This window comes from Curvibacter sp. PAE-UM, assembly GCF_001432305.1.
In the GTDB taxonomy this organism is placed as follows: Bacteria; Pseudomonadota; Gammaproteobacteria; order Burkholderiales; family Burkholderiaceae_C; genus Hylemonella.
Map to the genome: position 1 here is coordinate 2,527,233 of NZ_KQ483358.1, position 21,223 is coordinate 2,548,455.

Annotated in this window: 24 protein-coding genes; 12 read left to right on the forward strand and 12 right to left on the reverse strand. The window is 67.3% G+C overall.

Annotated elements, in window-relative coordinates; translation table 11 throughout:
- Positions 1-110 precede the first annotated feature (110 nt).
- Positions 111-335 carry a DUF1161 domain-containing protein gene (locus AO057_RS12225; RefSeq protein WP_057676213.1) on the reverse strand — a complete coding sequence of 75 codons (225 nt, stop codon included), beginning with the start codon at positions 333-335 and terminating at the stop codon, positions 111-113.
- A gap of 167 nt (positions 336-502) precedes the next feature.
- Positions 503-1,285, reverse strand: coding sequence for an IclR family transcriptional regulator domain-containing protein (locus tag AO057_RS12230; RefSeq protein ID WP_057676214.1), 783 nt, complete (start codon positions 1,283-1,285; stop codon positions 503-505).
- A gap of 130 nt (positions 1,286-1,415) precedes the next feature.
- On the opposite strand from AO057_RS12230, the gene pobA reads away from it, so the two are divergent.
- Both pobA and AO057_RS12240 read left to right on the forward strand, forming a co-directional pair.
- On the forward strand, positions 1,416-2,600 hold the full coding sequence (pobA, locus tag AO057_RS12235; RefSeq protein ID WP_057676215.1) for a 4-hydroxybenzoate 3-monooxygenase: 1,185 nt from the start codon (positions 1,416-1,418) through the stop codon (positions 2,598-2,600).
- Positions 2,601-2,614: 14 nt separating this feature from the next.
- Complete coding sequence (locus AO057_RS12240; RefSeq protein ID WP_057676216.1) at positions 2,615-3,478, forward strand: CoA transferase; 864 nt, start codon at positions 2,615-2,617, stop codon at positions 3,476-3,478.
- A gap of 11 nt (positions 3,479-3,489) precedes the next feature.
- On the opposite strand, the gene AO057_RS12245 is transcribed toward AO057_RS12240, so the two are convergent.
- A complete protein-coding gene (locus AO057_RS12245; protein WP_057676217.1) occupies positions 3,490-5,808 on the reverse strand; it encodes a YgiQ family radical SAM protein in 2,319 nt (772 codons plus the stop codon).
- Between the two features lie 135 nt (positions 5,809-5,943).
- On the opposite strand from AO057_RS12245, the gene AO057_RS12250 reads away from it, so the two are divergent.
- The gene (locus AO057_RS12250) at positions 5,944-6,687 is read left to right on the forward strand and encodes an MgtC/SapB family protein (RefSeq protein WP_057677281.1); all 744 of its coding nucleotides are present in this window, start codon (positions 5,944-5,946) and stop codon (positions 6,685-6,687) included.
- Here AO057_RS12250 and AO057_RS12255 read toward each other — a convergent pair.
- Positions 6,684-7,535, reverse strand: coding sequence for an SMP-30/gluconolactonase/LRE family protein (locus AO057_RS12255; RefSeq protein WP_057677282.1), 852 nt, complete (start codon positions 7,533-7,535; stop codon positions 6,684-6,686). The genes AO057_RS12250 and AO057_RS12255 overlap by 4 nt on opposite strands.
- Positions 7,536-7,604: 69 nt before the next feature.
- Between AO057_RS12255 and AO057_RS12260 the strand changes: the two genes are divergently transcribed.
- The 4 genes from AO057_RS12260 to AO057_RS12275 all read left to right on the forward strand — a co-directional run bounded on the left by AO057_RS12260 (position 7,605) and on the right by AO057_RS12275 (position 11,665).
- Complete coding sequence (locus AO057_RS12260) at positions 7,605-8,195, forward strand: chromate transporter (RefSeq protein WP_057676218.1); 591 nt, start codon at positions 7,605-7,607, stop codon at positions 8,193-8,195.
- Positions 8,192-8,770: a chromate transporter gene (locus AO057_RS12265; protein WP_057676219.1), complete on the forward strand. Its 579-nt coding sequence runs from the start codon at positions 8,192-8,194 to the stop codon at positions 8,768-8,770. Before AO057_RS12260 ends, AO057_RS12265 begins: the two co-directional genes overlap by 4 nt.
- A gap of 8 nt (positions 8,771-8,778) precedes the next feature.
- Positions 8,779-9,606 (forward strand): Rossmann-like and DUF2520 domain-containing protein, encoded by an 828-nt coding sequence (locus tag AO057_RS12270; protein WP_057676220.1) that lies wholly within the window; start codon positions 8,779-8,781, stop codon positions 9,604-9,606.
- Positions 9,607-9,670: 64 nt separating this feature from the next.
- Positions 9,671-11,665 carry an AsmA family protein gene (locus AO057_RS12275; protein ID WP_057676221.1) on the forward strand — a complete coding sequence of 665 codons (1,995 nt, stop codon included), beginning with the start codon at positions 9,671-9,673 and terminating at the stop codon, positions 11,663-11,665.
- Positions 11,666-11,681: 16 nt separating this feature from the next.
- On the opposite strand, the gene AO057_RS12280 is transcribed toward AO057_RS12275, so the two are convergent.
- A complete protein-coding gene (locus tag AO057_RS12280; RefSeq protein WP_057676222.1) occupies positions 11,682-12,131 on the reverse strand; it encodes a DUF2721 domain-containing protein in 450 nt (149 codons plus the stop codon).
- Between the two features lie 123 nt (positions 12,132-12,254).
- On the opposite strand from AO057_RS12280, the gene AO057_RS12285 reads away from it, so the two are divergent.
- The gene (locus AO057_RS12285) at positions 12,255-14,051 is read left to right on the forward strand and encodes a caspase family protein (RefSeq protein WP_057676223.1); all 1,797 of its coding nucleotides are present in this window, start codon (positions 12,255-12,257) and stop codon (positions 14,049-14,051) included.
- On the opposite strand, the gene AO057_RS12290 is transcribed toward AO057_RS12285, so the two are convergent.
- Genes AO057_RS12290 through AO057_RS12305 form a run of 4 tightly spaced genes read right to left on the reverse strand, consistent with a single transcriptional unit; the run spans position 14,048 to position 15,163 of the window.
- Positions 14,048-14,278 carry a DUF3820 family protein gene (locus AO057_RS12290; RefSeq protein WP_057676224.1) on the reverse strand — a complete coding sequence of 77 codons (231 nt, stop codon included), beginning with the start codon at positions 14,276-14,278 and terminating at the stop codon, positions 14,048-14,050. The genes AO057_RS12285 and AO057_RS12290 overlap by 4 nt on opposite strands.
- Positions 14,275-14,586, reverse strand: coding sequence for a stress response translation initiation inhibitor YciH (gene yciH, locus AO057_RS12295; protein WP_240480830.1), 312 nt, complete (start codon positions 14,584-14,586; stop codon positions 14,275-14,277). The genes AO057_RS12290 and yciH overlap by 4 nt, the downstream gene beginning before the upstream one ends.
- Positions 14,587-14,627: 41 nt before the next feature.
- Positions 14,628-14,882 carry a hypothetical protein gene (locus AO057_RS12300; RefSeq protein ID WP_057676226.1) on the reverse strand — a complete coding sequence of 85 codons (255 nt, stop codon included), beginning with the start codon at positions 14,880-14,882 and terminating at the stop codon, positions 14,628-14,630.
- Positions 14,883-14,920: 38 nt separating this feature from the next.
- Positions 14,921-15,163: a hypothetical protein gene (locus AO057_RS12305; protein ID WP_156404549.1), complete on the reverse strand. Its 243-nt coding sequence runs from the start codon at positions 15,161-15,163 to the stop codon at positions 14,921-14,923.
- Between the two features lie 129 nt (positions 15,164-15,292).
- On the opposite strand from AO057_RS12305, the gene AO057_RS12310 reads away from it, so the two are divergent.
- A complete protein-coding gene (locus tag AO057_RS12310; protein ID WP_057676228.1) occupies positions 15,293-15,907 on the forward strand; it encodes a 3'-5' exonuclease in 615 nt (204 codons plus the stop codon).
- On the opposite strand, the gene AO057_RS12315 is transcribed toward AO057_RS12310, so the two are convergent.
- Positions 15,894-16,199: a hypothetical protein gene (locus AO057_RS12315; RefSeq protein WP_057676229.1), complete on the reverse strand. Its 306-nt coding sequence runs from the start codon at positions 16,197-16,199 to the stop codon at positions 15,894-15,896. The two genes, AO057_RS12310 and AO057_RS12315, sit on opposite strands and share 14 nt — an antisense overlap.
- Positions 16,200-16,514: 315 nt before the next feature.
- Between AO057_RS12315 and AO057_RS12320 the strand changes: the two genes are divergently transcribed.
- Positions 16,515-16,742: a hypothetical protein gene (locus AO057_RS12320; RefSeq protein WP_057676230.1), complete on the forward strand. Its 228-nt coding sequence runs from the start codon at positions 16,515-16,517 to the stop codon at positions 16,740-16,742.
- A 22-nt stretch (positions 16,743-16,764) separates the two neighbouring features.
- The gene (locus AO057_RS12325; protein ID WP_057676231.1) at positions 16,765-17,040 is read left to right on the forward strand and encodes a DUF4389 domain-containing protein; all 276 of its coding nucleotides are present in this window, start codon (positions 16,765-16,767) and stop codon (positions 17,038-17,040) included.
- A gap of 16 nt (positions 17,041-17,056) precedes the next feature.
- Here the strand turns inward: AO057_RS12325 and AO057_RS12330 are convergent, their stop codons facing one another.
- Entirely contained in the window at positions 17,057-17,905 is an 849-nt protein-coding gene (locus tag AO057_RS12330) for a PA4780 family RIO1-like protein kinase (protein ID WP_057676232.1), read from the reverse strand.
- A gap of 148 nt (positions 17,906-18,053) precedes the next feature.
- On the opposite strand from AO057_RS12330, the gene AO057_RS12335 reads away from it, so the two are divergent.
- Positions 18,054-19,085, forward strand: coding sequence for a Vgb family protein (locus AO057_RS12335; protein WP_057676233.1), 1,032 nt, complete (start codon positions 18,054-18,056; stop codon positions 19,083-19,085).
- 6 nt (positions 19,086-19,091) lie between these two features.
- Here the strand turns inward: AO057_RS12335 and AO057_RS12340 are convergent, their stop codons facing one another.
- Positions 19,092-21,191, reverse strand: coding sequence for an NADPH-dependent 2,4-dienoyl-CoA reductase (locus tag AO057_RS12340; RefSeq protein WP_057676234.1), 2,100 nt, complete (start codon positions 21,189-21,191; stop codon positions 19,092-19,094).
- Positions 21,192-21,223 lie beyond the last annotated feature (32 nt).

The following is a 21,223-nucleotide window of genomic DNA, read 5'->3' on the forward strand; positions in this document are numbered from 1 at the left end:
TGCGCTGCGCCGGCGCCGACTTGGTGTGGATTTGTAAGCAGCGCAAATTCGTCAGACAAAAAAATCGCCGCCAGATCCTGGCGGCGACCGGGCACAGAAGCTGTAGCAGCTCAGTTGCGCACGTAGACGATCTTCTTGCTGCCTCCCTCGCAACTGCCCACCACCTTGCGGTCGCCGACCTGATCGGTGGCCACGATCTCCAGCGTGTAGTTCTTGACGCCGTTGGCGTCCATCTTGGCCGCGATTTCGGCCTTCAGTTCGTCGCAGGGCTTGAGCTGGGCCCAGGCACTCGGCAAAACAAAGGCCAGGGCGATGACGAGGGACAGACGTTTCATGGGGACTCCTTGTGTGTGATTTAAATCAGGCCGGCAGAATACCTTTTCCAATATATACCGCAAGCGCCGCACGACGCCGGGCCGGATGCGGATTGTTGCAATTGCATACAGTTCATAGCGCCTGTTCATGGTCTCGCAGGGGGCCCTGCGAGACCGTGAACAGGCTCTTAGAGCAGCGGGCGCACTTCCCGCGCCGCTTCCCAGAGCATGGGCAGCAGTTCGCGCTGCATGGTGGCCCCGGACATTCGCGCCGTCGAGGCCACCACATTGAGGGCTGCCACGGTGCGGCCCTGCAGGTTGCGCAGGGGGACCGCCAGGGCATGCACGCCCAGCTCATGCTCTTCGCTGCTCAGGCAAAAATCGTCGCGCCGCACCTGCTCGATCAGGGCACGGAACTGTCGCGCCTCGGTCACAGTGTGCAAGGTCAGGCGTTCCAGCAGGCGCCCCTTCATCCAGGCCTGGAACTCCGCGCGGGGCAAGGCCGCCAGCAGCACGCGCCCGGTCGAGGTGGCATGGGTCGGCAGGCGCGCGCCCAAGTGCAGGCCGTAGGCCATGAGCTGCGGCAAGCCATCGGCGGCGCTGCGCCGCACGTCGCTGCTGCGCGCCACGATCACCACCTCGTCGCCGTTGGACACCACGGCCGAATAGGCCTGGCCGGTCTGCGCCGCCAGGCGCTCCAGCGCGGGCTGGAACACGCGCGGCAGGCGCGAAGATGCCAGGTAGCTGCCGGAAAAGCGCAGCACCTTGCTGGACAGCCAGAAATAACTGCCGTCGGTCTCCAGATAGCCCAGGTGGGCCAGCGTCAGCAGATGACGGCGCGCCGCCGCCCGCGTGATGCCGGCACGCTGCGCGGCCAGCGTGGCGTTCAGGCGCTGGCGCTCGGTGTCGAAGCTCTCCAGCACCGCCATGCCCTTGGCCATGCCTTCGATCAGGTCGGATTTGGCAATCATGGGAATTCCATCGTTTGCGCGATGATCGCACATTTGTGGCGATCATCGCGCAATGATCCAGATCAAGGCTGGCATGTGGGCGGCTTTTGCCTAAGCTTGGGGCATCGAATCACACGCCAGGAGACTCCTCATGCGCACTCAAGTTGCCATCATCGGCGCCGGCCCCTCGGGCCTGCTGCTCGGCCAGTTGCTGCACAAGGCCGGCATCGCCGCCATCGTCCTCGAGCGCCAGACCGGCGACTACGTGCTCACGCGCATCCGCGCCGGTATCCTGGAGCAGGTCTGCATCGACCTGATGGACGAAGCCGGTGTCGGCGCGCGCATGCACAAGGAAGGCCTGGTGCACGGTGGTTTCGACATGCTGTTCAAGGGCCAGCGCCATCGCATCGACATGAACAAGCTGACCGGCGGCAAGAACGTCATGGTCTACGGCCAGACCGAATTGACCAAAGACCTGATGGACGCGCGCACCGCCGCCGGCCTGACCACCGTCTACGAAGCCAACAACGTGCAGGTGCATGACTTCGACAGCAAGAACCCGCGCGTCACCTACGAAAAGGATGGCAAGACGCACGAGATCCAGTGCGACTTCATCGCCGGCTGCGACGGCTTCCACGGCGTCTGCCGCGCCAGCGCTCCGAGCAGCGCCATCCGCGAATATGAGAAGGTCTACCCCTTCGGCTGGCTGGGCCTGTTGTCGGACACCCCGCCCGTGCACGAGGAACTGATCTATGCCAACAGCCCGCGCGGCTTCGCCCTGTGCTCCATGCGCAGCGAGACCCGCAGCCGCTACTACCTGCAGGTGCCGCTGACCGACAAGGTGGAGGACTGGTCTGATGAAGCCTTCTGGCAGGAACTGCGCCTGCGCCTGGACCCCGAGGCCCGCGCCCAGCTGGTCACCGGCCCCAGCATCGAGAAGAGCATCGCCCCGCTGCGCAGCTTCGTGACCGAGCCGCTGCGCTTCGGCCGCATGTTCCTGGCCGGCGATGCCGGCCATATCGTGCCGCCCACCGGCGCCAAGGGCCTGAACCTGGCGGCCACGGACGTGAAATACCTCTTCAACGGCCTGGTGGAGTTCTACCAGGACAAGTCCGAGGCCGGCATCGACCGCTACTCTGAACTCGCCCTCAAGCGCATCTGGCGCGCCGAGCGCTTCTCCTGGTGGTTCACCAGCCTGATGCACCGCTTCCCGAACGAAGGCGAGATCGCCCAGAAGTTCCAGGAAGCCGAACTCGACTACCTGATCCACAGCGAAGCCGGTTCGCGCAGCATTGCCGAGAACTACGTGGGCCTGCCGCTGGACTTCGGCCACTGAGTAAACTGGGGCGCATGCCGTCCCCATCCAAACCCCTGAAGGGCATACGCGTCCTCAGCCTGGCCCTGAACCTGCCGGGCCCTGCCGCTCTCATGCGCCTGCGCGCCATGGGCGCGACCTGTCTCAAGCTCGAACCGCCGGCCGGCGATCCCATGCAGGCCTACCAGCCGAACGCCTATGCCGAGCTGCATGCCGGCGTGCGCGTGCGGCAGGCCGACCTCAAGAGTGAGGCGGGCCGCAAGGTCCTGCAGAGCGAGCTCGCCCGCACCGATGTGCTGCTGACTTCCTTCCGCCCTTCGGCGCTCAAGCGCCTGGGCCTGGACTGGCCGGCCCTGCACCGGCAGTACCCGTCCCTGAGCTTGGTCGCCATCGTCGGTGGGCCGGGCACCCAGGCGGAAATCCCGGGACACGACCTGACTTACATGGCCGAGCAGGACCTGGTCAGCGGCTTGGCCCTGCCCCCCACCCTGTTTGCCGACATGGGCGGTGCCTTGCTGGCCTGCGAAGCCGTGCTGCAGGCGCTGTTACTGCGCCAGAAAAACGGGCGCGGCACGCGGCATGAAGTTCCTTTGTCAGAGGCCGCGGCCTGGCTGGCCCAGCCGCGCCGCTGGGGTCTCACCGTGCCCGCAGGCGCCGTGGGCGGTGCCCATGCCGGCTACCGCGTCTATGCCTGCAAGGATGGCCGCGTGGCCGTGGCCGCGCTGGAGCCGCATTTCGCCCAGGCCCTGTGCACAGCAGCCGGACTGAAAACGTCCAACATGCTGGCACCGGCCACCCGCAAGGCGCTGGAAGCCTGGTTTGCCTTGCAGACGCGGCGCACGCTCGATGCCCTGGCACAGCGGCTGGACCTGCCGCTGCACACCCTGCCGAAAGGCTGAAGGTTCAGCGTTCAGCGCGGCTTGCGCGCGGGTTTGGCCTTGGCGCTGCCGGTCTCGCGCGGCGGCAGGCCGGTGTGCTGGGTGAGCAAACGACCCTTCACGGGTGTTTTCGCCGCGGGTTTGGCCGCGGAAGGCGTGGAGTTCTTGCGCCGCGCACTCTGGTAGCCGCCGTCGGTCAGTGGCTGGAAGGTCGGGATCAGGTGCTGCTTGCCATTGCCGATCAGGTCGGCACGGCCCATGGCTTTCAATGCTTCCCGCAGCAGCGGCCAGTTGTTGGGGTCGTGGTAACGCAGGAAGGCCTTGTGCAGGCGGCGGCGTTTCTCGCCACGCACGATGTCCACCTTCTCACCGCGCTCGTCGCGGTGGATGCCCTTGAGCGGGTTCAGGCCGCTGTGGTACATGGTCGTGGCCGTGGCCATGGGGCTGGGGTAGAAGGTCTGCACCTGGTCGGCCCGGAAACCGTTCTTCTTGAGCCACAGCGCCAAGTTCATCATGTCCTCGTCGCTGGTGCCCGGGTGGGCGGCGATGAAGTAGGGAATCAGGTACTGCTTCTTGCCCGCCTCCGCGCTGAACTTCTCGAACATCTGCTTGAACTTGTCATAGCTGCCGATGCCGGGTTTCATCATCTTCGAGAGCGGGCCGCCTTCGGTGTGCTCGGGGGCGATCTTCAGGTACCCGCCCACGTGGTGCTGCACCAGCTCCTTCACGTACTCGGGCGATTTCACCGCCAGGTCGTAACGCAGGCCGGAACCGATCAGGATCTTCTTCACGCCCTTGAGCGCGCGGGCGCGCCGGTACATGTGGATCAGCGCGCTGTGGTCGGTATTGAGGTTCTGGCAGATACCGGGGTAGACACAGCTGGGCTTGCGGCAGGCGGCCTCGATCTCGGGCGACTTGCAGCCGATGCGGTACATGTTGGCCGTGGGGCCGCCCAGGTCGGAGATAACGCCGGTGAAACCCGTGACCTTGTCACGGATGTCCTCGATCTCCTGGATCACCGAGTCTTCCGAGCGGCTCTGGATGATGCGGCCCTCGTGCTCGGTGATGGAACAGAAGGTGCAGCCGCCAAAGCAGCCGCGCATGATGTTCACGCTGAAGCGGATCATCTCCCAGGCGGGGATCTTGGTGGCACCGTCGTGGCTGCCGTTTTCATCGGCGTAGGCCGGGTGCGGGCTGCGCGCGTACGGCAGGCCGAAGACGACATCCATCTCGGCCGTGGTCAGCGGGATGGGCGGCGGGTTGATCCAGACGTCACGCGCGGTCGTGCCTTCGCCGTGCGCCTGCACCAGGGCGCGCGCATTGCCGGGGTTGGTCTCCAGGTGCAGCACGCGGTTGGCGTGCGCGTAGAGCACCGCGTCGGACTTGACCTGCTCATAGCTGGGCAGGCGGATCACGCAGCGATCGCGCGGCAGGCGCTTGATATTGCCCTTGCCCATCAGCGCCGGGTTGGCCATGAAGGTCAGCGGCTGGATGGCCGGCAGCACCGGCGCGGCACCGCCCTCCTCCTTGCTGCAGGACTGCCCCTGGGCAGCGGCCTGCTCGGACGTGGTCTGGTAGGGGTTGATGTGCTCTTCGATGTGGCCGGGCGTGTCAACCTCGGTCGAGTCGATCTCGAACCAACCCTCGGGGCTGTGGCGCTGGACAAACGCCGTGCCACGCACGTCGGTGATGCTCTGCACCGGCTCGCGCGCCGCGATGCGGTGCGCCACCTCGACCAGGGCGCGCTCGGCATTGCCGTAGAGCAGCAGGTCGCACTTGCTGTCCACCACGATGGAACGGCGCACCTTGTCGCTCCAGTAGTCGTAGTGGGCGATGCGGCGCAGCGAGCCTTCGATGCCGCCCAGCACGATGGGCACCTCGGGGTAGGCTTCGCGGCAGCGCTGGCTGTAGACGATGGCCGCACGGTCCGGCCGTTTGCCGCCCACGTCGCCCGGGGTGTAGGCGTCGTCGCTGCGGATCTTGCGGTCCGCCGTGTAGCGGTTGATCATGGAATCCATGTTCCCGGCCGTCACACCCCAGAACAGGTTGGGCTTGCCCAGCACCTTGAAGGGATCGGCACTCTGCCAGTCGGGCTGGGCGATGATGCCCACGCGGAAACCCTGGGCCTCCAGCACCCGCCCGATCACCGCCATGCCGAAGCTCGGGTGGTCCACATAGGCATCGCCCGTGACGAGGATGATGTCGCAGCTGTCCCAGCCCAGCTGCTCCATCTCGGCGCGGCTCATGGGCAGGAAGGGGGCCGTGCCAAAGCGCGCGGCCCAGTACTTGCGGTAGCTGGTCAGCGGTTTGGCGGCGCGCGGAAAGAGGGAGACGTCGAGAGGGGCGTTCATGGGCGGGGCAGGCAACCCTGAAGTGTACGTTTTTGGCAATACCAGCGGGGCGCCCGGGTCATCAAGGGCTTGGCAGTGCCAGTCTGCAGTCGCACAATGGTCCATCGGCTTGCCGTCACGGACTCCAGGATCACCATGCCCACCTTCGACACCCTCGCCGGCTTCTGGACCACCCCGATGATCATGGCCAATGTGCTGGTCTTCTTCAACCTGCTGGGCGCGCTGCTGCTGGGCCTGCTGGTCGGCTACGAGCGCTCCTACCACGGTCGAGCGGCGGGCATGCGCACCTATGGCCTGGTCTGCATGGCCTCGGCCGCGCTCACCGTCATCGGCGGTTACTCCTCGGCCTGGTTTGGGGGAGATCACCAGGCCGCCATGACCGGCGACACCACAAGGGTGATCCAGGGCATCGTGACCGGCATCGGTTTCCTCTGTGCCGGCGTCATCATGCGCGAGGGCTTCAACATCAGCGGCCTGACCACGGCGGCCTCGCTCTGGGCGGCCTCGGTCATCGGCATCCTGGTCGGCGTCGGCTTTTATGCCGCGGCCATCGCCCTGGCCGCGCTGTCGGCCTTCTCCATGATGTGGATCTCACGGCTGGAGACCTGGCTGCCCTCGCGCCAGGCCGTGGCCATCACGCTGCGCTTTCGCCCCGGCTTCCTGCCCAGCGAACCGGCCCTGCGCCAGATGGCCGAGACCCGCGGCTACGACATCGCCTCGGGCACCATCGCCATCGAGCTCGATGACGGTGTCCTCCAGTGGTCCTTCGTGGCCGTGGCCCGCAACCGGCAGCGGATGATGCCCATCTCCGAACTCTCGCACGAAATGACGCGCTTCGACGGCGTCACCGGCTTCCAGCTCAACTACGCCCGCAACTAGGGCCGCCCTGCGCCCGCCACCTCGACCGGCATCGCATGGATGGTCCCGGTGCGCATCTCGCACGACTGCTCCGGCGTCACCATCACCTTGCCCGAGAGGATGTACAGCGTGCGCCGCTGCGCCCCACCCAGCATGCAGGCCACAGGCTGCCCGGGCATGGGTACGCGGTGCGTGACCTCCCCACCCTCGCGCACGCGCAGCACCTCGCGGCTGGCCGGCGAGGCCAGCCAGACGGCGTTCTCGGCGTCCAGGCAGATGCCGTCCGGGCTGCTGCCGGGCAGGGCCGCCCAGGTGCGACGACCGCGCAGGGAGCCGTCGTCCGTGATGTCAAAGGCGGTCAGCCGCGCCGCGTAGCTCTCGGCCACGATCAGCGTGCCCCCGTCCGGGGTGATGATGCAGCCATTGGGAAACATCAGCTCATCGGCCACCACGCTGGGGCGCCCATCGGGCGTCACCAGGATCAGCGTCGTCGCCCGCGGTTCGGCCCGCGCCAGGAAATCGAAGCCGAAGTTGCCGATATAGGCCCGCCCCTTTGCATCGACCACCATGTCATTGCAATGGAAGGGCGCCAGCGATGAGAGATCCGCCACCTCGCTCAGCGTGGCGCCGTCCAGCCGCAAGAGCCGGCGGTCCTTCATCGACACCACCAGCAGCCGACCGTCGGGCAGCCAGCCCAGGCCCGAAGGCTGGCCCGGCACGGTCGTCACCGTCTCGCAAGACCCGTCCGGCCCCAGGCGCTGCACCTGCTGCGTGTAGAAATCGGAGAACCACAGCGCGCCGTTGTGCCAGCGCGGCGATTCGGGGAAGGCCAGCTGGCCGACGATCAACTGGGGGACGGCTTTGGACATGGTGCTGATCTTGGGCAGGACTGGCCGGCCCGTCAAGCAGGCCTGGGACACAGGCCCGATAATCAACGCATGGATGACACTTCCCGCAGCGTCGAACGCACGCAACCCAAGTCCCTGACCGATCTTTTCGTCTCCTTCACCGTGCTGGCCCTGCAGGGCTTTGGTGGGGTGCTGGCCGTCGCCCAGCGCGAGCTGGTGGAGCGCAAACGCTGGTTCACGAACGAGGAGTTCGTCGAGGAATGGGCCGTGGCGCAGATCATGCCCGGCCCCAACATCGTCAACCTGGCCATCATGATCGGCGGGCGCTACTTCGGCGTGCCGGGGGTGCTGGCGGCGCTGGCCGGCATGTTCACGGCCCCCCTGATCGTGCTGCTGTCGATCGCCCTGCTCTACGCCCAGTACGCCAGCCATCCGGGTGTCATCGGCGCGCTGCGCGGCATGGGCGCGGTGGCGGCGGGCCTGGTCGTGGCCACCGGGCTGCGGCTGGCGTCCTCGCTCAAGAACAGCGCCATGGGCATGGCCCTCAACGGCGCCCTGGGCCTGCTGGGCTTCGTGGCCGTGGCCCTGCTGCGCTGGCCGCTGGTGTATGTGCTGCTGGGCCTGGGCAGCGTGGCCTGCGTGCTGGCCTACCGCAAGCTGGACAAGGGAGCCACCGCATGAACCCCGTGCTGGAACTGGGCTGGAACGACTGGCTCCATCTCTTCACGCACTTCATGACGCTCTCGCTGCTGTCGGTGGGCGGCGGCATCACCACGGCGCCCGACATGCACCGCTACCTGGTGGACCAGCAGGGCTGGCTGACCGACGCCCAGTACACCGCGTCCATCGCCATCGCCCAGTCCGCGCCCGGGCCGAACATCCTGTTCGTGGCGCTGCTGGGCTGGCATGTCGGCCTCAACGCCGGCGGCACCTGGCTGGGCCTGTTCGGCGTGCTGGTCTGCATGCTGGGCATCATCCTGCCCAGCTCGATCCTGGTCTACGTCACCGCGCGCTGGAGCCATCAGAACCGCGAGCTGCGCGCCGTGCGGGCCTTCAAGCTGGGCATGGCCCCCATCGTGATCGCCCTGCTGATCGCCACCGGCTGGATCCTGGCCAGCGTGAACGGCGACCCGGCGCGCCACTGGCCGCTGTGGCTGATCACCGTGGTCACCGCCCTGATCGTCTGGCGCACCCGCCTGCACCTGCTGTGGCTGCTGGGCATCGGCGGCCCGCTAGGCTGGTTCGGCCTCGTTTGAACCCCGGCATGTCCGCCTTGCCCAAGCTCAACCTGCTCGGCGGCGGGCGTGTCGGCAAGACACTCGGCCATCTATGGCACACGCTGGGCGTGCTGCAGGTGCAGGACGTACTGACCACCTCGCTCGCCAGCGCGCAGGCCGCGGTGGATTTCATCGGTGCCGGCCGCCCGCTCGCCGCCCTGGACGACATGCGACCCGCCGATGTCTGGCTGATCGCCGTGCCCGACCGGCAGATCGCGGCCAGCGCACAGGCCCTGGCCGCTGCGGGCCTGCCGCCGGCGACCGCCTTCCACGCCAGCGGTGCGCTGGCCGCCGCCGAACTCGCGCCCCTGCAGGCCGCGGGCTGGCAGGTCGCCAGCGCGCACTGCATCCTCAGCTTTGCCACACCGGCCACGGCCGTGTTGCAGTTTGCCGGCACACCCTGCGCGCTCGAAGGCCAGGCCGCCACCACCGCAGCACTGGAGCCGCTGTTCCAGCGCATCGGGGCGCGCTGTTTCACCCTGTCCTCGGCCGACAAGCTGCTTTACCACGCGGCCGCCGTCTTCGCCACCAACTTCCTGCCCGTGCTGCAGGCCACGGCCGAAGCGCTGTGGCTGGACAGCGGCGTGCCGCCCGAACTGCTGCCGCAACTGCGCGCCACCCTGCTGCGCAACGCCGTGGACAACCTGCTGGCCCTGGGGCCGGCCGGCGCACTGACCGGCCCGGCCGCGCGCGGCGACACGGCCCTGGTACAACGCCAGGGCGAGTCCGTCGCCCGCTGGGATGCACAGGCCGGCGCCGCCTACGCCGCGCTCAGCGAACTGGCCACCCGGCTGGCGCGCGACGGCAGGCTTTGAGTACAGACACCCAGGACTTGCTGCGTTATCCTGTAACGCACAGCCCAAGCCCTGAGATCCCGCCATGAACAAGCCCCTCAAAGTCATCTTCATCGCCCTTGCCGCCATCGTCGTGCTGCTGGTGGCCGCGGTGGCCTTCATCGTCGCCACCTTCAACCCCAACGACCACAAGCCCGAGCTCATCAAGCTGGTCAAGGAGCAGACCGGCCGTACCCTCTCCATCCCCGGCGAGATCCGGCTCACCCTCTTCCCCCGCATCGGCGCCGACCTGGGCCAGCTCTCGCTGTCCGAGCCACGCAGCGAGCAGGTCTTCGCAGCCGCCCAGCAGGTCAAGGTCTCGGTGGCGCTGCTGCCGCTGCTTTCCAGAAAGGTGGAGGTGGACCGCGTGCTGGTCGACGGCCTGAACGTGAAAGTGCAACGCGACCGCCAGGGCCGATTCAACTTCAACGACCTGCTGTCCCAGGGCGACAAGGCGACGGCCCCGCCTGACACCGGCAAGTCTGAAACCCCGGCCGCCATGCCCCTGCTCCAGGTCGGCGGCATCGCCATCACCAACGCCAGCCTGGACTACCGCGACAACGCCAGCGGCCAGCACCTGAGCATCTCCAAGCTGAACTTCAGCACCGGCCCCATCGCCGAGGGCAAGAAGAGCACGCTCGACTTCAGCGCCAACGTGCAGGGCACGAACCCGCCACTGGCCCTGCAACTGGGCGTCAAGAGCGACTTCACGCCCCAGCTCGCGCAGCAAAAGCTCCAACTCGACAACGTCAAGGCCAGCCTGGGCGGCACCGCAGCCGGCCAACGCGACCTGCAGGTCAAGCTGGGCCTGGCCAGTCTCGAAGCATCGCCCCAAGCGCTCAAGCTGACGGCGCTCACGCTCGATGTAGCGGCCCCCAATCCGGCCGGCGGCACGCTGGCGCTCAAGCTGCAAGGCCAGGCCTCGGTCGACCTCGCGCGCGAAGTCGTGCAACTGGCGCTCAATGGCCAGCTCGACAGCACCACCCTGGCCCTCAAGGCCGGGCTCAAGCGCTTTGCGCAGCCGGCCATCGACTTCGACCTCGACCTGGGCGAGCTCGACGCCGACCGCTACCTGCCCAAAAGTGAAAAACCGGCGGCAGCCGCCAGCAGCGGCCCGGCGGGCCCTGAAGCCGTCATCGACCTCGCAGCGCTGCGCACGCTGGATGCACGCGGCACGCTCAAGATCGCATCCCTCAAGATCATGAACCTGCGCGCCGCCAGCATCCGCCTGCAGCTCAAGGCCCAGGGTGGCAAGGCCGAACTCAACCCGCTGACGGCCACGCTCTACGGCGGCGGCGTAAACGGCACGCTCTCGGCCAGTGCCCAGGGCGCCCAAAGCCTGGCGGCCAAGCTGGACCTGCGCGGCATCAACATCGGCCCCCTGATGAAAGACGCGCTGGACCAGCAGCCCATCGACGGACGCGGCAACGTGGCGATGGATGTCAGCACCAGCGGCAACACCGTGAGCCTGTTCAAGAAGAACCTCAACGGCACAGCCGGCCTGCAGCTCAAGGATGGTGCCATCAATGGCCTGGACATCGCCGGCGCCTTGCGCAACTTCAAGGTCAAACTCGGCGGCGGCGCCCAGGAAGGCAAGGCCGGCGCCCAGGAGAAGACCGACTTCACCGAATTCGGCGCCAGCTTCAAGATCAGCCAGGGCGTGGCGCACAACGACGACCTGTCTGCCAAGACGCCGCTGCTGCGCCTGGGCGGTGCGGGTGACATCTTCATCGCCGAGGATCGCCTGGACTACACGGTCAAGGCCACCGTGGTCCCCACCCTGCAGGGCCAGGGCGGCCCCGAGATGGAACAGCTCAAGGGCCTGACCGTGCCGGTGCGCCTCTCCGGCCCCTACAAGGCCATCACCTGGAAGATCGACTTCGGCAATGCGGCCGGCAACCGCGCCAGGGAGATGGTCGACCAGCGCAAGGCGCAGCTGCAGCAGGAAGCGCAGCAGCGGCTGGACGAGGAAAAAGCCAAGGCCGGGCAACGCCTCAAGGAACAGGCCGAGGACCGGCTCAAGAACCTGCTGCGGCGCTGATTGCTGGTTTGCTGATTCAATCCCCGGGCTGCCCGAACTTCAGCACGCGCGTGGCCATCAGCGTCTCGGCGAAGAAACAGCACAGCGCGGCCATGAAGCAACTCACGCCGGCCAGGAAGGCATAGATCGCCAGCCGCTCGATCTGGAACACCGTGGTCTCGCCCAGGAAGAGCACCACGATGGTCAGGCCGATCATGAAGGCGCACAGGGTCAGCAGGCCGATGGTGCTGTTGGCCAGCAGGCCGCGGCGGCGCAGCATGGCGAGCTCGGCCCCCCACTGCGGCACCAGCAGCGGCTCGGCATTCAAGCGCAGCTTCTCTTCCAGCACACGGCCGCGGTCGATGATGCGAGAGAGGCGCCCGGCCACGGCGCCGATCATGCCGGAGACGGCGGTCAGCAGGAACACCGGCGCCACGGCCAGCTGGATGCCATGGGTGACAGTCCCGGAATCGACAAAAAGGGCCATGTGCGTACTCGTGTGGGGTCGGGTGGGAATGCGCGCCGATTATCACCCCATAAACAGGGGAAGACAGGCGCCGCATTTGTGCCTATAAAGGCACACATCCACAAGCAGCTGTCAGGGGGTTCCATGAGCATCCGCATCCTGTGCATCCACGGCGTCAACACCAACGAGAACGGCGACTGGCTGGCCAAATGGCAGCAGTCCATCCGCAGCGCGGCGGCCAGTGCCGGCGTGGCCGCCAACGCCTTCGAATTCCATGAACTGCGCTACAACGCGCACTTCGAGGCCGCCAAGGCCGACGGCGCGGTCTACGCCGAGGCCGTCAAGCGCCTGTGGAACAGCTACTGGGCGCACCGTCGCGCGCTGGGCCGCGCCACGGAAAAGGGCCTGGGCACGCTGATCGACAACACCATCGGCATGGTCGCCAAATGGACCGCCCTGCCCCAGCTGCGCCAGCAGCTCGCCACCGAGCTGGCGCAAAGCATCAAGAGCGTCAACCCGCACGTCATCTGCGCGCACAGCCTGGGTTCGCTCATCACCTACGACACCCTGGCCGCCCAGCAGGCCCTGGCCCAGGACCGCCTCTTCGTCACCCTGGGCTCGCAGATCGGCCATCCGGCCCTGGCCGAAAGCTTCGGCGGTTACCTCAAGCCCCTGAGCACCGTGCGCCACTGGTACCACCTCTTCAACTCCGAAGACGCGGTGCTGACCTGTGAACTGGATTTCCCCGAGGCCCCCTACACCCAGCTCGACACCTATTTCGACGAATGGGGCCCGCTGGACCACAGCGCCGAGCAGTACCTGGCGCACGAGGTCACGGCCAGCAACGTCTGGGCCGGCCTGGCCAAAGCCCTGCCGCGCAGCATTGAGCCGGCCAAGCCCAAGCCGGCACCGGCCGTGGGCGGCCCCTGGTTCAAGGCGCCCACCCTCCAGCGCCGCAGCCCGCGCAAACGCCGCGCCCTGCTGATCGGCATCAACGAGTACCCGCAGCCGGAGAACCGCCTCAGCGGCTGCGTCAACGACGTGTTCCAGATGAGCGCCATGCTGCAGGAGCGCGGCTACCAGCCCGAGGAAATCCGCGTGGTACTCGACGCGCGGGCCACCACCCGCGGTGTCGACGAGCGCCTGAAGTGGCTGCTCGAAGACGTGCGCGCCGGAGACGAACGCGTGCTTTTCTACTCGGGCCACGGCGCCCAGGTGGCCGCCCTGGACACCGACGGCGAGCCCGACCACAAGGACGAGGCCCTGGTCACCTACGACTTCGACTGGAGCGGCAACACCGGCATCACCGACGACACGCTGGCCCGGTACTACGCCAACCTGCCCTATGAAGCGCGCCTCTCCATCATCCTGGATTGCTGCCACTCGGGCGGCATCGCGCGCGCCGGTGGCGTGGCCGTGCGCGGCATCAACCCGCCCGACGATGTACGCCACCGCGGCATCGAATGGGACGCGGCCAAAGAGATGTGGTTCCCGCGCAAGAAGCTGGATCTGCGCAGCCGCATGAACAAGGCACCTGCCGAGGTCGTGCGCCGTTACCTGGGGGCGGATGGCGCCACCCAGAAGATGGGCCGTGCCGTCAGCCGCTGGAGCGACGACCCGACCGCCTTCAAGGCCGCCACCAGGCGCCTGGGCCACCACGGCCCCTACAACCCGGTGCTGCTGGCCGCCTGCCGCGAAGACCAGTACGCCTACGAGTACACGCACGGCTCCGTGCCCTACGGCGCCATGACCTTCATGCTGATCCAGCAACTGCGCGCGACGGCCGGGCGCAAGACGCTGGAAGACGTGGTGACGCAATGCAACAGCGTGCTCAAGAGCAAGCTGGGCTACGAGCAGGAGGTGCAGCTCTACCGCCCACGCGAGCACCAGCAGACGCGTTTCCCCGGCAAGGCGCCGGTGGCGAAGAAGAAAAAGGCCTAGGTCTTTTTCAGCTGGCGGCGCAGCGGCACCAGCAGGCCGGACAGGCCGTTGTGGTCGATCTCGTGCATCAGCGCCAGCAGGCGGCCCAGGTCCCCGCTGGGAAAACCCTCGCGCGCAAACCAGTTGAGGTAGTTGCCCGGCAGGTCGGCAATCAGGCAACCCTTGTGCTTGCCATAGGGCATTTCCACCGTCAGCAGGCGCTGCAATTGCTCGGCATCCGGAATCATCCGCCCGCCCTCTTGGCCGCGTAGCCCTGGGCCTGCAGCAGCGTCACCAGCTTGTCGGCATGGTCACCCTGGATCTCGATCACGCCGTCCTTCACGGTGCCGCCGGTGCCGCAAGCCGCCTTGAGCTGCTTGCCCAGCTGGGTCAGTGCCGTCGCATCGAGCGGCAGGCCGCGCACCACCGTCACGGCCTTGCCGCCGCGTCCGCTGGTTTCGCGCGAGACCCGCACCTTGCCGTCACCCAGGGGCAAGGCGGCCTGCTGCGACTTGCAGACGCACTGCGCCAAGGGATGACGGCAGACCGGGCACATGCGCCCGCCCTCGGTGGAATAGACCAGGCCCCCGCTGTTCTTCACGGCTCGAATTTCGCGTTGAAGGTGGCCATGTCGGCCTCGTTCTCGAAGCTCACCAGCTGGCCCTGTTTGCGATCGGCCTCCCGGCTGGCCGCAAACAGGCTGTAACGGCCCTTGAGGCCCATAGCCGGCAGGTCGATCAGCGCATAGGGATAGGGCACGAAGACCTGGTGCTCGAACAGGATGCGGTGCGCGTTGCGCGGCGAGGGGTAGAGCTGGTAGTCACCGCTCGTGAAGGACTTGCTGATTGACATGGGGGGCGTAACGTGGAACGCCCGATTATCCCCGGCGCTCAGCTTTCGAAGTTGGCGCGCGGCGCGCGGCGGCGCTCCATCTGGGCCTGCCAGCGCTCCTCGGTCTCGATGGCATCCATCTGCAGCCGGGCCCGGTGCAGGATTTCATTGAGCTCACGCGCCTTGTCGTAGGATCGGCCATGCGACTCGTTGGCGAGCTTGCGTGCCACATCCTGCATCACCGACAACAGTTTGGACAACTGGTCGATGCGGTCCTGTCGTTCCTCGAATTCCAAATGCATGTTCCACCCCCTGTGTACCTTGAACGTCGCGAGCCTTCTGGCCGTCTGCCCTCTGCTGTGGCAGTTTTCGCAAGCATACCCAATTCGTAACTCTTTGTCACACATTTATATCGCATTGTGAAATAAAACATGCCCACCCACACCCACCAGCCCACCCCCAGCAAGGACGAGATCAACCTGCTCGATCCCTTCGAACGCCTGGATCTGGACCGCATCCGGCTCGTCAGCAGCGCCAAAGAAGCTGAAAAAGCCTGCGCCGAGCTGGCCGCCGTGCCCTGGCTGGGCTTCGACACCGAGTCCAAACCCACCTTCCGCGTGGGCGAGCTGTCCGACGGGCCGCACATCGTGCAGCTGGCCACGCCCGAGCAGGCCTGGGTCTTCCAGCTGCATGAGCCCGCCAGCCGCGCGCCGGTGGCCGAGTTGCTGGCCCTGCACGGCGTCACCAAGGCCGGTTTCGGCCTGGGCGACGACCGCAAGCGCATCACGGCCAAGCTGGGCGTGGAGCCGGCCGGCGTGCTGGAACTCAACGCCGTGTTCCGCGAGCGCGGCTACCGCAAGGACATGGGGGTGAAGGCCGCCGTGGCCATCCTCTTCAACCGTCGTTACCTCAAGTCCAAGAAGGCTGCCACCTCCAACTGGGCCAATCCGCGGCTGACGGAAGCGCAACTGGTCTATGCGGCCAACGACGCCTGGGCCGCCATCCGCGTGTTCCATGCACTCGGTTTGGGTGTTACGCCGGCTTGAGTTCGTACATGCCGTCGCCCATATTGCGCAGCGGGCCAAAGACGGCGGTGATGGCTGCCGTCTCGGCCGCCTGCCATTGTTCGACGATCTCGCGCTCGGCGTCGGTCAGGGCCGCGGTGTCGGGCTGTTCGCCATACACACCGGCGATGCGCTGGTAGGCCAGGTACACCGGCAGCACCAGGCTGGCGTCGCCCAGGGTGTCTTCCAGCGCGCGGCGAAAACGCAGAACGGCCTCGCGGTGCTGGGCCTCGGACACGCCTTCGGCGTCGTACAGTTTGACGGTGTAATGCATCGACAGGGGCTGTTCGCACTGATTTCTCAAGTGCGAACGTGATTAAAACCGCGCCAATCTAGGCGCGCGACGACGCCCAGGCTAACCGCCTGGGCTAGGAGTGCAACAACGAGTGGCGCGGTTTTAACCACGTTCCCTTCGGGTTGCGGCCAAAAAAGCCATGCCGGGTGTTGCGTAGCCTTGCCGGAGATCACTCCGGCTGCGACTACGCGCCTACCGCATGACTTTTTTGATCCGCAACGCATCTTGAGAAATCAGTGCGAACAGCCCCAAGCTTAACTTGGTACAGTGCGGTCTCAGGACGAAGACAGACATATGGCAAAACAAAGTGAATGGCCGGGCAAGGTGCTCACGCTGATCAAGGGTGGCAACGCGGCAGCGGCCATTGCCCAGATCAAGGTGGCGCCCACCGTGAAAGACCTGCAGCAGCTGCAGGCCGCCATGGACAAGGCCCAGCTCAAGGGCCGCTGGCGCAACGTGGACCTCGCCATCGAGGAAAACCTGGCCCTGCTGGCCGCGCCGCGCCTGCACCGCTCACCCTGAACACCGCTTATAGGAGAACACCATGAGCAACATTCCCGGCACGCCCGAAAAACGCAGCCTCTGGGTGCGTTTGCTGCTCATGATCCTGATGGCCATGGCCTTCTATCTGGCCGCCACGCTGCTGGGGGCGCTGGCCCTCGTCCAGTTCGTGCTGGCCATCGTCGCCGGCGGCCCCAACGAGCGTCTGCAGCAGCTGGGCCGCGGCCTCGGTCGTTATTTCCGCCAGCTCACCGACTTCCTGAGCTTCGCCAGCGAAGAAGCGCCCTTCCCCTTCAGCGACTGGCCTTCGGGCGACTGAAGAACCGGCGCAGGGTTCAGCGGGCTGTCTGCATGCGCAGCAGCCGCGCGGCTTCCTCGGCCCGCGCGTCGTCGATCACGCGGGTCAGGTCTGCAACATCCACCGCACCCACGGGCTTCTCGAAGCGCCCGCTCAGCGGCGTCTCGGTGTTCAGCACCCCGCGCTGGTACAGCGCCCAGATCTCCGGGCCGTAATCGGTCAACAGCAGCTCGGGCGCGAACTGCCCGAAAAAATCGCGCAGGTTGGCCACGTCACGCAGCAGCATGCGCGCGGCGTGGTTGTTGCCCGCCGCGTCCACCGCCTGCGGCAGGTCGATGATCACCGGGCCGTCCGCCGCCAGCAGGATGTTGAATTCCGACAGGTCGCCGTGCACGATGCCCGCGCACAGCATGCGCACCACCTCGGTCAGCAGCGTGGCGTGGTGCTGGCGTGCTTCTTCCGGCGTGAAGACCACGTCGTTCAGGCGCGGTGCCGCGTCGCCGTGCTCGTCCGTCACCAGTTCCATCAGCAACACACCCTCGTGGAAGTTCCAGGGCTTGGGCACGCGCACGCCGGCCGCGGCCAGGCGGTACAGCGCATCGACCTCGGCACTCTGCCAGGCCGCCTCGATGGCCTGGCGGCCATAACGCGAGCCCTTGGCCATGGCGCGGGCCTGGCGTGTGTTCTTCACCTTGCGGTTCTCGGTGTAGTCCACTGCCTGGCGGAAGCTGCGCTGCGTGGCGTCCTTGTAGATCTTGGCGCAGCGCGTCTCCTCGCCGCTGCGCACCACGAAGACCTGCGCCTCCTTGCCGCTCATGAGCTGGCGCACCACCGTGTCGATCAGGCCTTCTTCGACCAGGGACTGGAGTCTTTCGGGTACTTTCATGCCCCCATTTTGCGCCCAGCGCTTTTGACAAGCACGCCGCCGGGTCTCTGGCACGCCGGGCGCAGCACTTGCCTGCCGGCCCGTCTTGCTGCCAGAATGGTCTGCTCCGCCCACGCGAGAGCGAGATCCAACGCGAGGAGACCTGGACATGACGCAGCATTCGTTCGCGCAACCCAAGCCATCGCCCAGCCCGCACGGGCTCCAGCGCCGCACCGCCCTGCTGGCCTTGCCCGGCCTGGCACTCGGCGTGACCGGCACGGCAGCCGCGCAATCCCTGGGCAGCCGCCTGCAATCCTGGCCGCTGAACACACCGCGTGCCACCGGCATCCACGACCTGGCCCCCGCACCCGATGGCGGCGTGTGGTTCTCCGCGCAGCGCAGCGGCCACCTGGGCTGGTTCGACCCGCGCACGGGCAAGACGGAACTCATCGCCCTGGGCAGCGGCTCCTCGCCGCATGGTGTCATTGCCGGCCCCGACGGCGCCGCCTGGCTCACCGACAGCGGGCTCAACGCCATCGTGCGTGTGAGCTGGCCCGCACGCGAGGTGCGCGCCTATCCGCTGCCGGCGGGCACCCCTTATGCCAACCTCAACACCTGCGCCTTCGACGGCCAGGGCGACCTCTGGTTCACCGGGCAAAGCGGCTACGTGGGCAAGGTGGCCCTGCGCAGCGGCGCGGTCAGCGTGCAGGCCTCGCCGCGCGGGCGTGGGCCCTACGGCATCTGCGCCACGCCCAGGGGCGACATCTGGTGGTGTTCGCTGGCCGGCTCCTACATCGCGCAGATCGACCTGAAGACCGGCACCTCGCGCATCGTGGAGCCGCCCACGCCCGACCAAGGCGCACGCCGCGTCTGGTCCGACAGCCGCGGCCGCATCTGGGTGGCCGAGTGGCGCAGCGGCAATCTCTCCATGCACGACCCCGCCGCAAACAGCTGGCGCACCTGGAAGGCGCCCGGCGACAGCCCGCGCGTGTATGCGGTCTACGTGGACGACAAGGACATCGTCTGGGCCGCCGAGTGGAACCACAACGCCATGCTGCGATTCGACCCGCGCACGGAAAGGTTCGACGTGCTGGCCATGCCGCGCGCCGGCGCCTCCATCCGCCAGATCCTGGGCCGGCCCGGCGAAGTCTGGTTGCCCGAGAGCGGCAACGAGTTCATCTCGGTGATCCGTACCGGCTGAACCAGCCTACAGGCGTGCCGCCAGCCGCGCGGCCTGGTCGATGGCGCGCTTGGCGTCCAGCTCGCCGGCTTCCAGCGCCCCGCCGATCAGGTGGGCTTTTTTGCCCAGCGCCTGCAATTCATCGGCCAGCGTGCGCAGCGGCAACTGGCCCGCGCACAGCACCACCGTGTCGCACGGTATCCAGGTGGGGTTCTCGCGCTGCTCGCCATAAGAGACCAGCAAGCCCCAACCTTGAATTGTCCCTTCGGTGAACGCGCCGATGCGCTCGTAGTTCACGCCGCCAATCATCTTCACCTGCTTCATCTTGAGCGCCGCGCGGTGGATCCAGCCCGTGGTCTTGCCCAGGCCGTCACCCAGCTTGCCGGCCTTGCGCTGCAGCAGCGTCACCTGCCGTTCGGGCGGGCCCACCTGCGGCCCTTCAGCGCTCAGGCCGCCGCGCTGCTGCGCCGGGTCCGTCACGCCCCACTCGGCCAGCCAGGCCGGCAGGTCCACCGTGGTGGAGTGGCCCTCGCTCACCAGGAACTCCGCCACGTCGAAACCGATGCCGCCCGCGCCCACGATGGCCACGCGCTGGCCCACGGGCTTCTTGTGGCGCAGCACGTCGATGTAACTCAGCACCTTGGCGTGGTCCTGCCCTTCGATCTTCGGGTCGCGCGGCGTCACACCGGTGGCCACGATCACCTCGTCGAAGCCCTGCAGGTCGACCGCCAGCACGGCGCGGTTCAGATGCAGCTGTACACCCGTGGTCTGCACACGCCGCGCCAGGTAGCGCAGCATCTCGTGGAACTCTTCCTTGCCCGGCACCACCTTGGCCATGTTCAGCTGGCCGCCGATCTCGCTCGCCGCGTCGTACAGGTGCACCTCGTGCCCGCGCTCGGCGGCGAGGGTGGCTGCCGTCAGGCCGGCCGGGCCGGCCCCCACCACGGCGATGCGCTTGGCGTCAGCCGTGGGGCGGTAGACCAGCTCGGTCTCGTGGCAGGCGCGCGGGTTCACCAGGCAGCTGGTCAGCTTGTTCTTGAAGATGTGGTCCAGGCAGGCCTGGTTGCAGGCGATGCAGGTGTTGATGTCTGCGGCCCGGCCCTGCGCTGCCTTCTTCACGAAGTCCGCGTCGGCCAGCAGCGGGCGCGCCATGGACACCATGTCGGCATTCCCATCGGCCAGCAATTGCTCGGCGACCTCGGGGGTGTTGATGCGGTTGGAGGTCACCAGCGGTGTCGTGAGGCCCGCGGCCGCGAATTCGGCCTTCATCTTCTTGGTCACCCAGGCAAAGGCCGCGCGCGGCACGCTGGTGGCAATGGTGGGCACCCGGGCCTCGTGCCAGCCGATGCCGGTGTTGATGATGCTCGCGCCGCCCTGCGCCACCGCCTTGCCCAGCGTGACCACCTCGTCCCAGGAGCTGCCGCCGGGCACCAGGTCGATCATCGAGAGGCGGTAGATGATGATGAAGTCGCGGCCCACCGCCTCGCGCGTGCGCGCCACGATCTCCAGCGGCAGGCGCATGCGCTGGCTGTAGTCGCCGCCCCAGGCGTCGTCGCGGTGGTTGGTGTGTTTGGCCAGGAACTGGTTGATGAAATAACCCTCGCTGCCCATGATCTCCACGCCGTCGTAGCCGGCCTCGCGCGCCTTCACGGCACAGTTCACGAAGGCGCGGATCTGCCGCTCCACGCCGCGCGCCGAGAGTTCGAAGGGTTTGAACGGGGAAATCGGCGACTTGATGGCCGACGGGGCCACCGCCAGCGGGTGGTAGGCGTAACGCCCCGTGTGCAGGATCTGCAGCGCGATCTTGCCGCCGGCCTCGTGCACCGCGCGGGTCACCACCTGGTGCCGCCGCGCCGCGCCCGAGGTGGAGAGCGTGCCGGCAAAAGGCTTGGCCCAGCCCACGATATTCGGCGCAAAACCGCCGGTCACCATCAGTCCCACATCGCCCTCGGCGCGCTCGCGGAAATAGGCCGCCAGCTTGCTGAGGTCGCGCCCGTCTTCCAGGCCGGTGTGCATGGAGCCCATGAGCACGCGGTTCTTGAGCTGGGTGTGCCCCAGGTCCAGCGGGGCCAGCAGATGGGGATAAAGCGTCTGGCCGGGAAGCGTGGCGCTGGCAGGTGTGGGCATGGCGGCGTTTCGTGAGGGTGACGGTGTGGGTT

What these genes read in the sequence shown, in the direction of transcription:
- AO057_RS12300 (WP_057676226.1), bottom strand. Translation starts at nt 14,882, where the DNA reads ATGTCAATCAGCAAGTCCTTCACGAGCGGTGACTACCAGCTCTACCCC.
- AO057_RS12225 (WP_057676213.1), bottom strand. Translation starts at nt 335, where the DNA reads ATGAAACGTCTGTCCCTCGTCATCGCCCTGGCCTTTGTTTTGCCGAGT.
- yciH (WP_240480830.1), bottom strand. Translation starts at nt 14,586, where the DNA reads ATGTGCCCGGTCTGCCGTCATCCCTTGGCGCAGTGCGTCTGCAAGTCG.
- AO057_RS12320 (WP_057676230.1), top strand. Translation starts at nt 16,515, where the DNA reads ATGGCAAAACAAAGTGAATGGCCGGGCAAGGTGCTCACGCTGATCAAG.
- AO057_RS12290 (WP_057676224.1), bottom strand. Translation starts at nt 14,278, where the DNA reads ATGATTCCGGATGCCGAGCAATTGCAGCGCCTGCTGACGGTGGAAATG.
- AO057_RS12275 (WP_057676221.1), top strand. Translation starts at nt 9,671, where the DNA reads ATGAACAAGCCCCTCAAAGTCATCTTCATCGCCCTTGCCGCCATCGTC.
- AO057_RS12305 (WP_156404549.1), bottom strand. Translation starts at nt 15,163, where the DNA reads ATGCATTTGGAATTCGAGGAACGACAGGACCGCATCGACCAGTTGTCC.
- AO057_RS12265 (WP_057676219.1), top strand. Translation starts at nt 8,192, where the DNA reads ATGAACCCCGTGCTGGAACTGGGCTGGAACGACTGGCTCCATCTCTTC.
- AO057_RS12240 (WP_057676216.1), top strand. Translation starts at nt 2,615, where the DNA reads ATGCCGTCCCCATCCAAACCCCTGAAGGGCATACGCGTCCTCAGCCTG.
- AO057_RS12250 (WP_057677281.1), top strand. Translation starts at nt 5,944, where the DNA reads ATGCCCACCTTCGACACCCTCGCCGGCTTCTGGACCACCCCGATGATC.
- AO057_RS12340 (WP_057676234.1), bottom strand. Translation starts at nt 21,191, where the DNA reads ATGCCCACACCTGCCAGCGCCACGCTTCCCGGCCAGACGCTTTATCCC.
- AO057_RS12330 (WP_057676232.1), bottom strand. Translation starts at nt 17,905, where the DNA reads ATGAAAGTACCCGAAAGACTCCAGTCCCTGGTCGAAGAAGGCCTGATC.
- AO057_RS12280 (WP_057676222.1), bottom strand. Translation starts at nt 12,131, where the DNA reads ATGGCCCTTTTTGTCGATTCCGGGACTGTCACCCATGGCATCCAGCTG.
- AO057_RS12315 (WP_057676229.1), bottom strand. Translation starts at nt 16,199, where the DNA reads ATGCATTACACCGTCAAACTGTACGACGCCGAAGGCGTGTCCGAGGCC.
- AO057_RS12260 (WP_057676218.1), top strand. Translation starts at nt 7,605, where the DNA reads ATGGATGACACTTCCCGCAGCGTCGAACGCACGCAACCCAAGTCCCTG.
- AO057_RS12310 (WP_057676228.1), top strand. Translation starts at nt 15,293, where the DNA reads ATGCCCACCCACACCCACCAGCCCACCCCCAGCAAGGACGAGATCAAC.
- AO057_RS12335 (WP_057676233.1), top strand. Translation starts at nt 18,054, where the DNA reads ATGACGCAGCATTCGTTCGCGCAACCCAAGCCATCGCCCAGCCCGCAC.
- AO057_RS12230 (WP_057676214.1), bottom strand. Translation starts at nt 1,285, where the DNA reads ATGATTGCCAAATCCGACCTGATCGAAGGCATGGCCAAGGGCATGGCG.
- AO057_RS12325 (WP_057676231.1), top strand. Translation starts at nt 16,765, where the DNA reads ATGAGCAACATTCCCGGCACGCCCGAAAAACGCAGCCTCTGGGTGCGT.
- AO057_RS12245 (WP_057676217.1), bottom strand. Translation starts at nt 5,808, where the DNA reads ATGAACGCCCCTCTCGACGTCTCCCTCTTTCCGCGCGCCGCCAAACCG.
- AO057_RS12285 (WP_057676223.1), top strand. Translation starts at nt 12,255, where the DNA reads ATGAGCATCCGCATCCTGTGCATCCACGGCGTCAACACCAACGAGAAC.
- AO057_RS12270 (WP_057676220.1), top strand. Translation starts at nt 8,779, where the DNA reads ATGTCCGCCTTGCCCAAGCTCAACCTGCTCGGCGGCGGGCGTGTCGGC.
- AO057_RS12255 (WP_057677282.1), bottom strand. Translation starts at nt 7,535, where the DNA reads ATGTCCAAAGCCGTCCCCCAGTTGATCGTCGGCCAGCTGGCCTTCCCC.
- pobA (WP_057676215.1), top strand. Translation starts at nt 1,416, where the DNA reads ATGCGCACTCAAGTTGCCATCATCGGCGCCGGCCCCTCGGGCCTGCTG.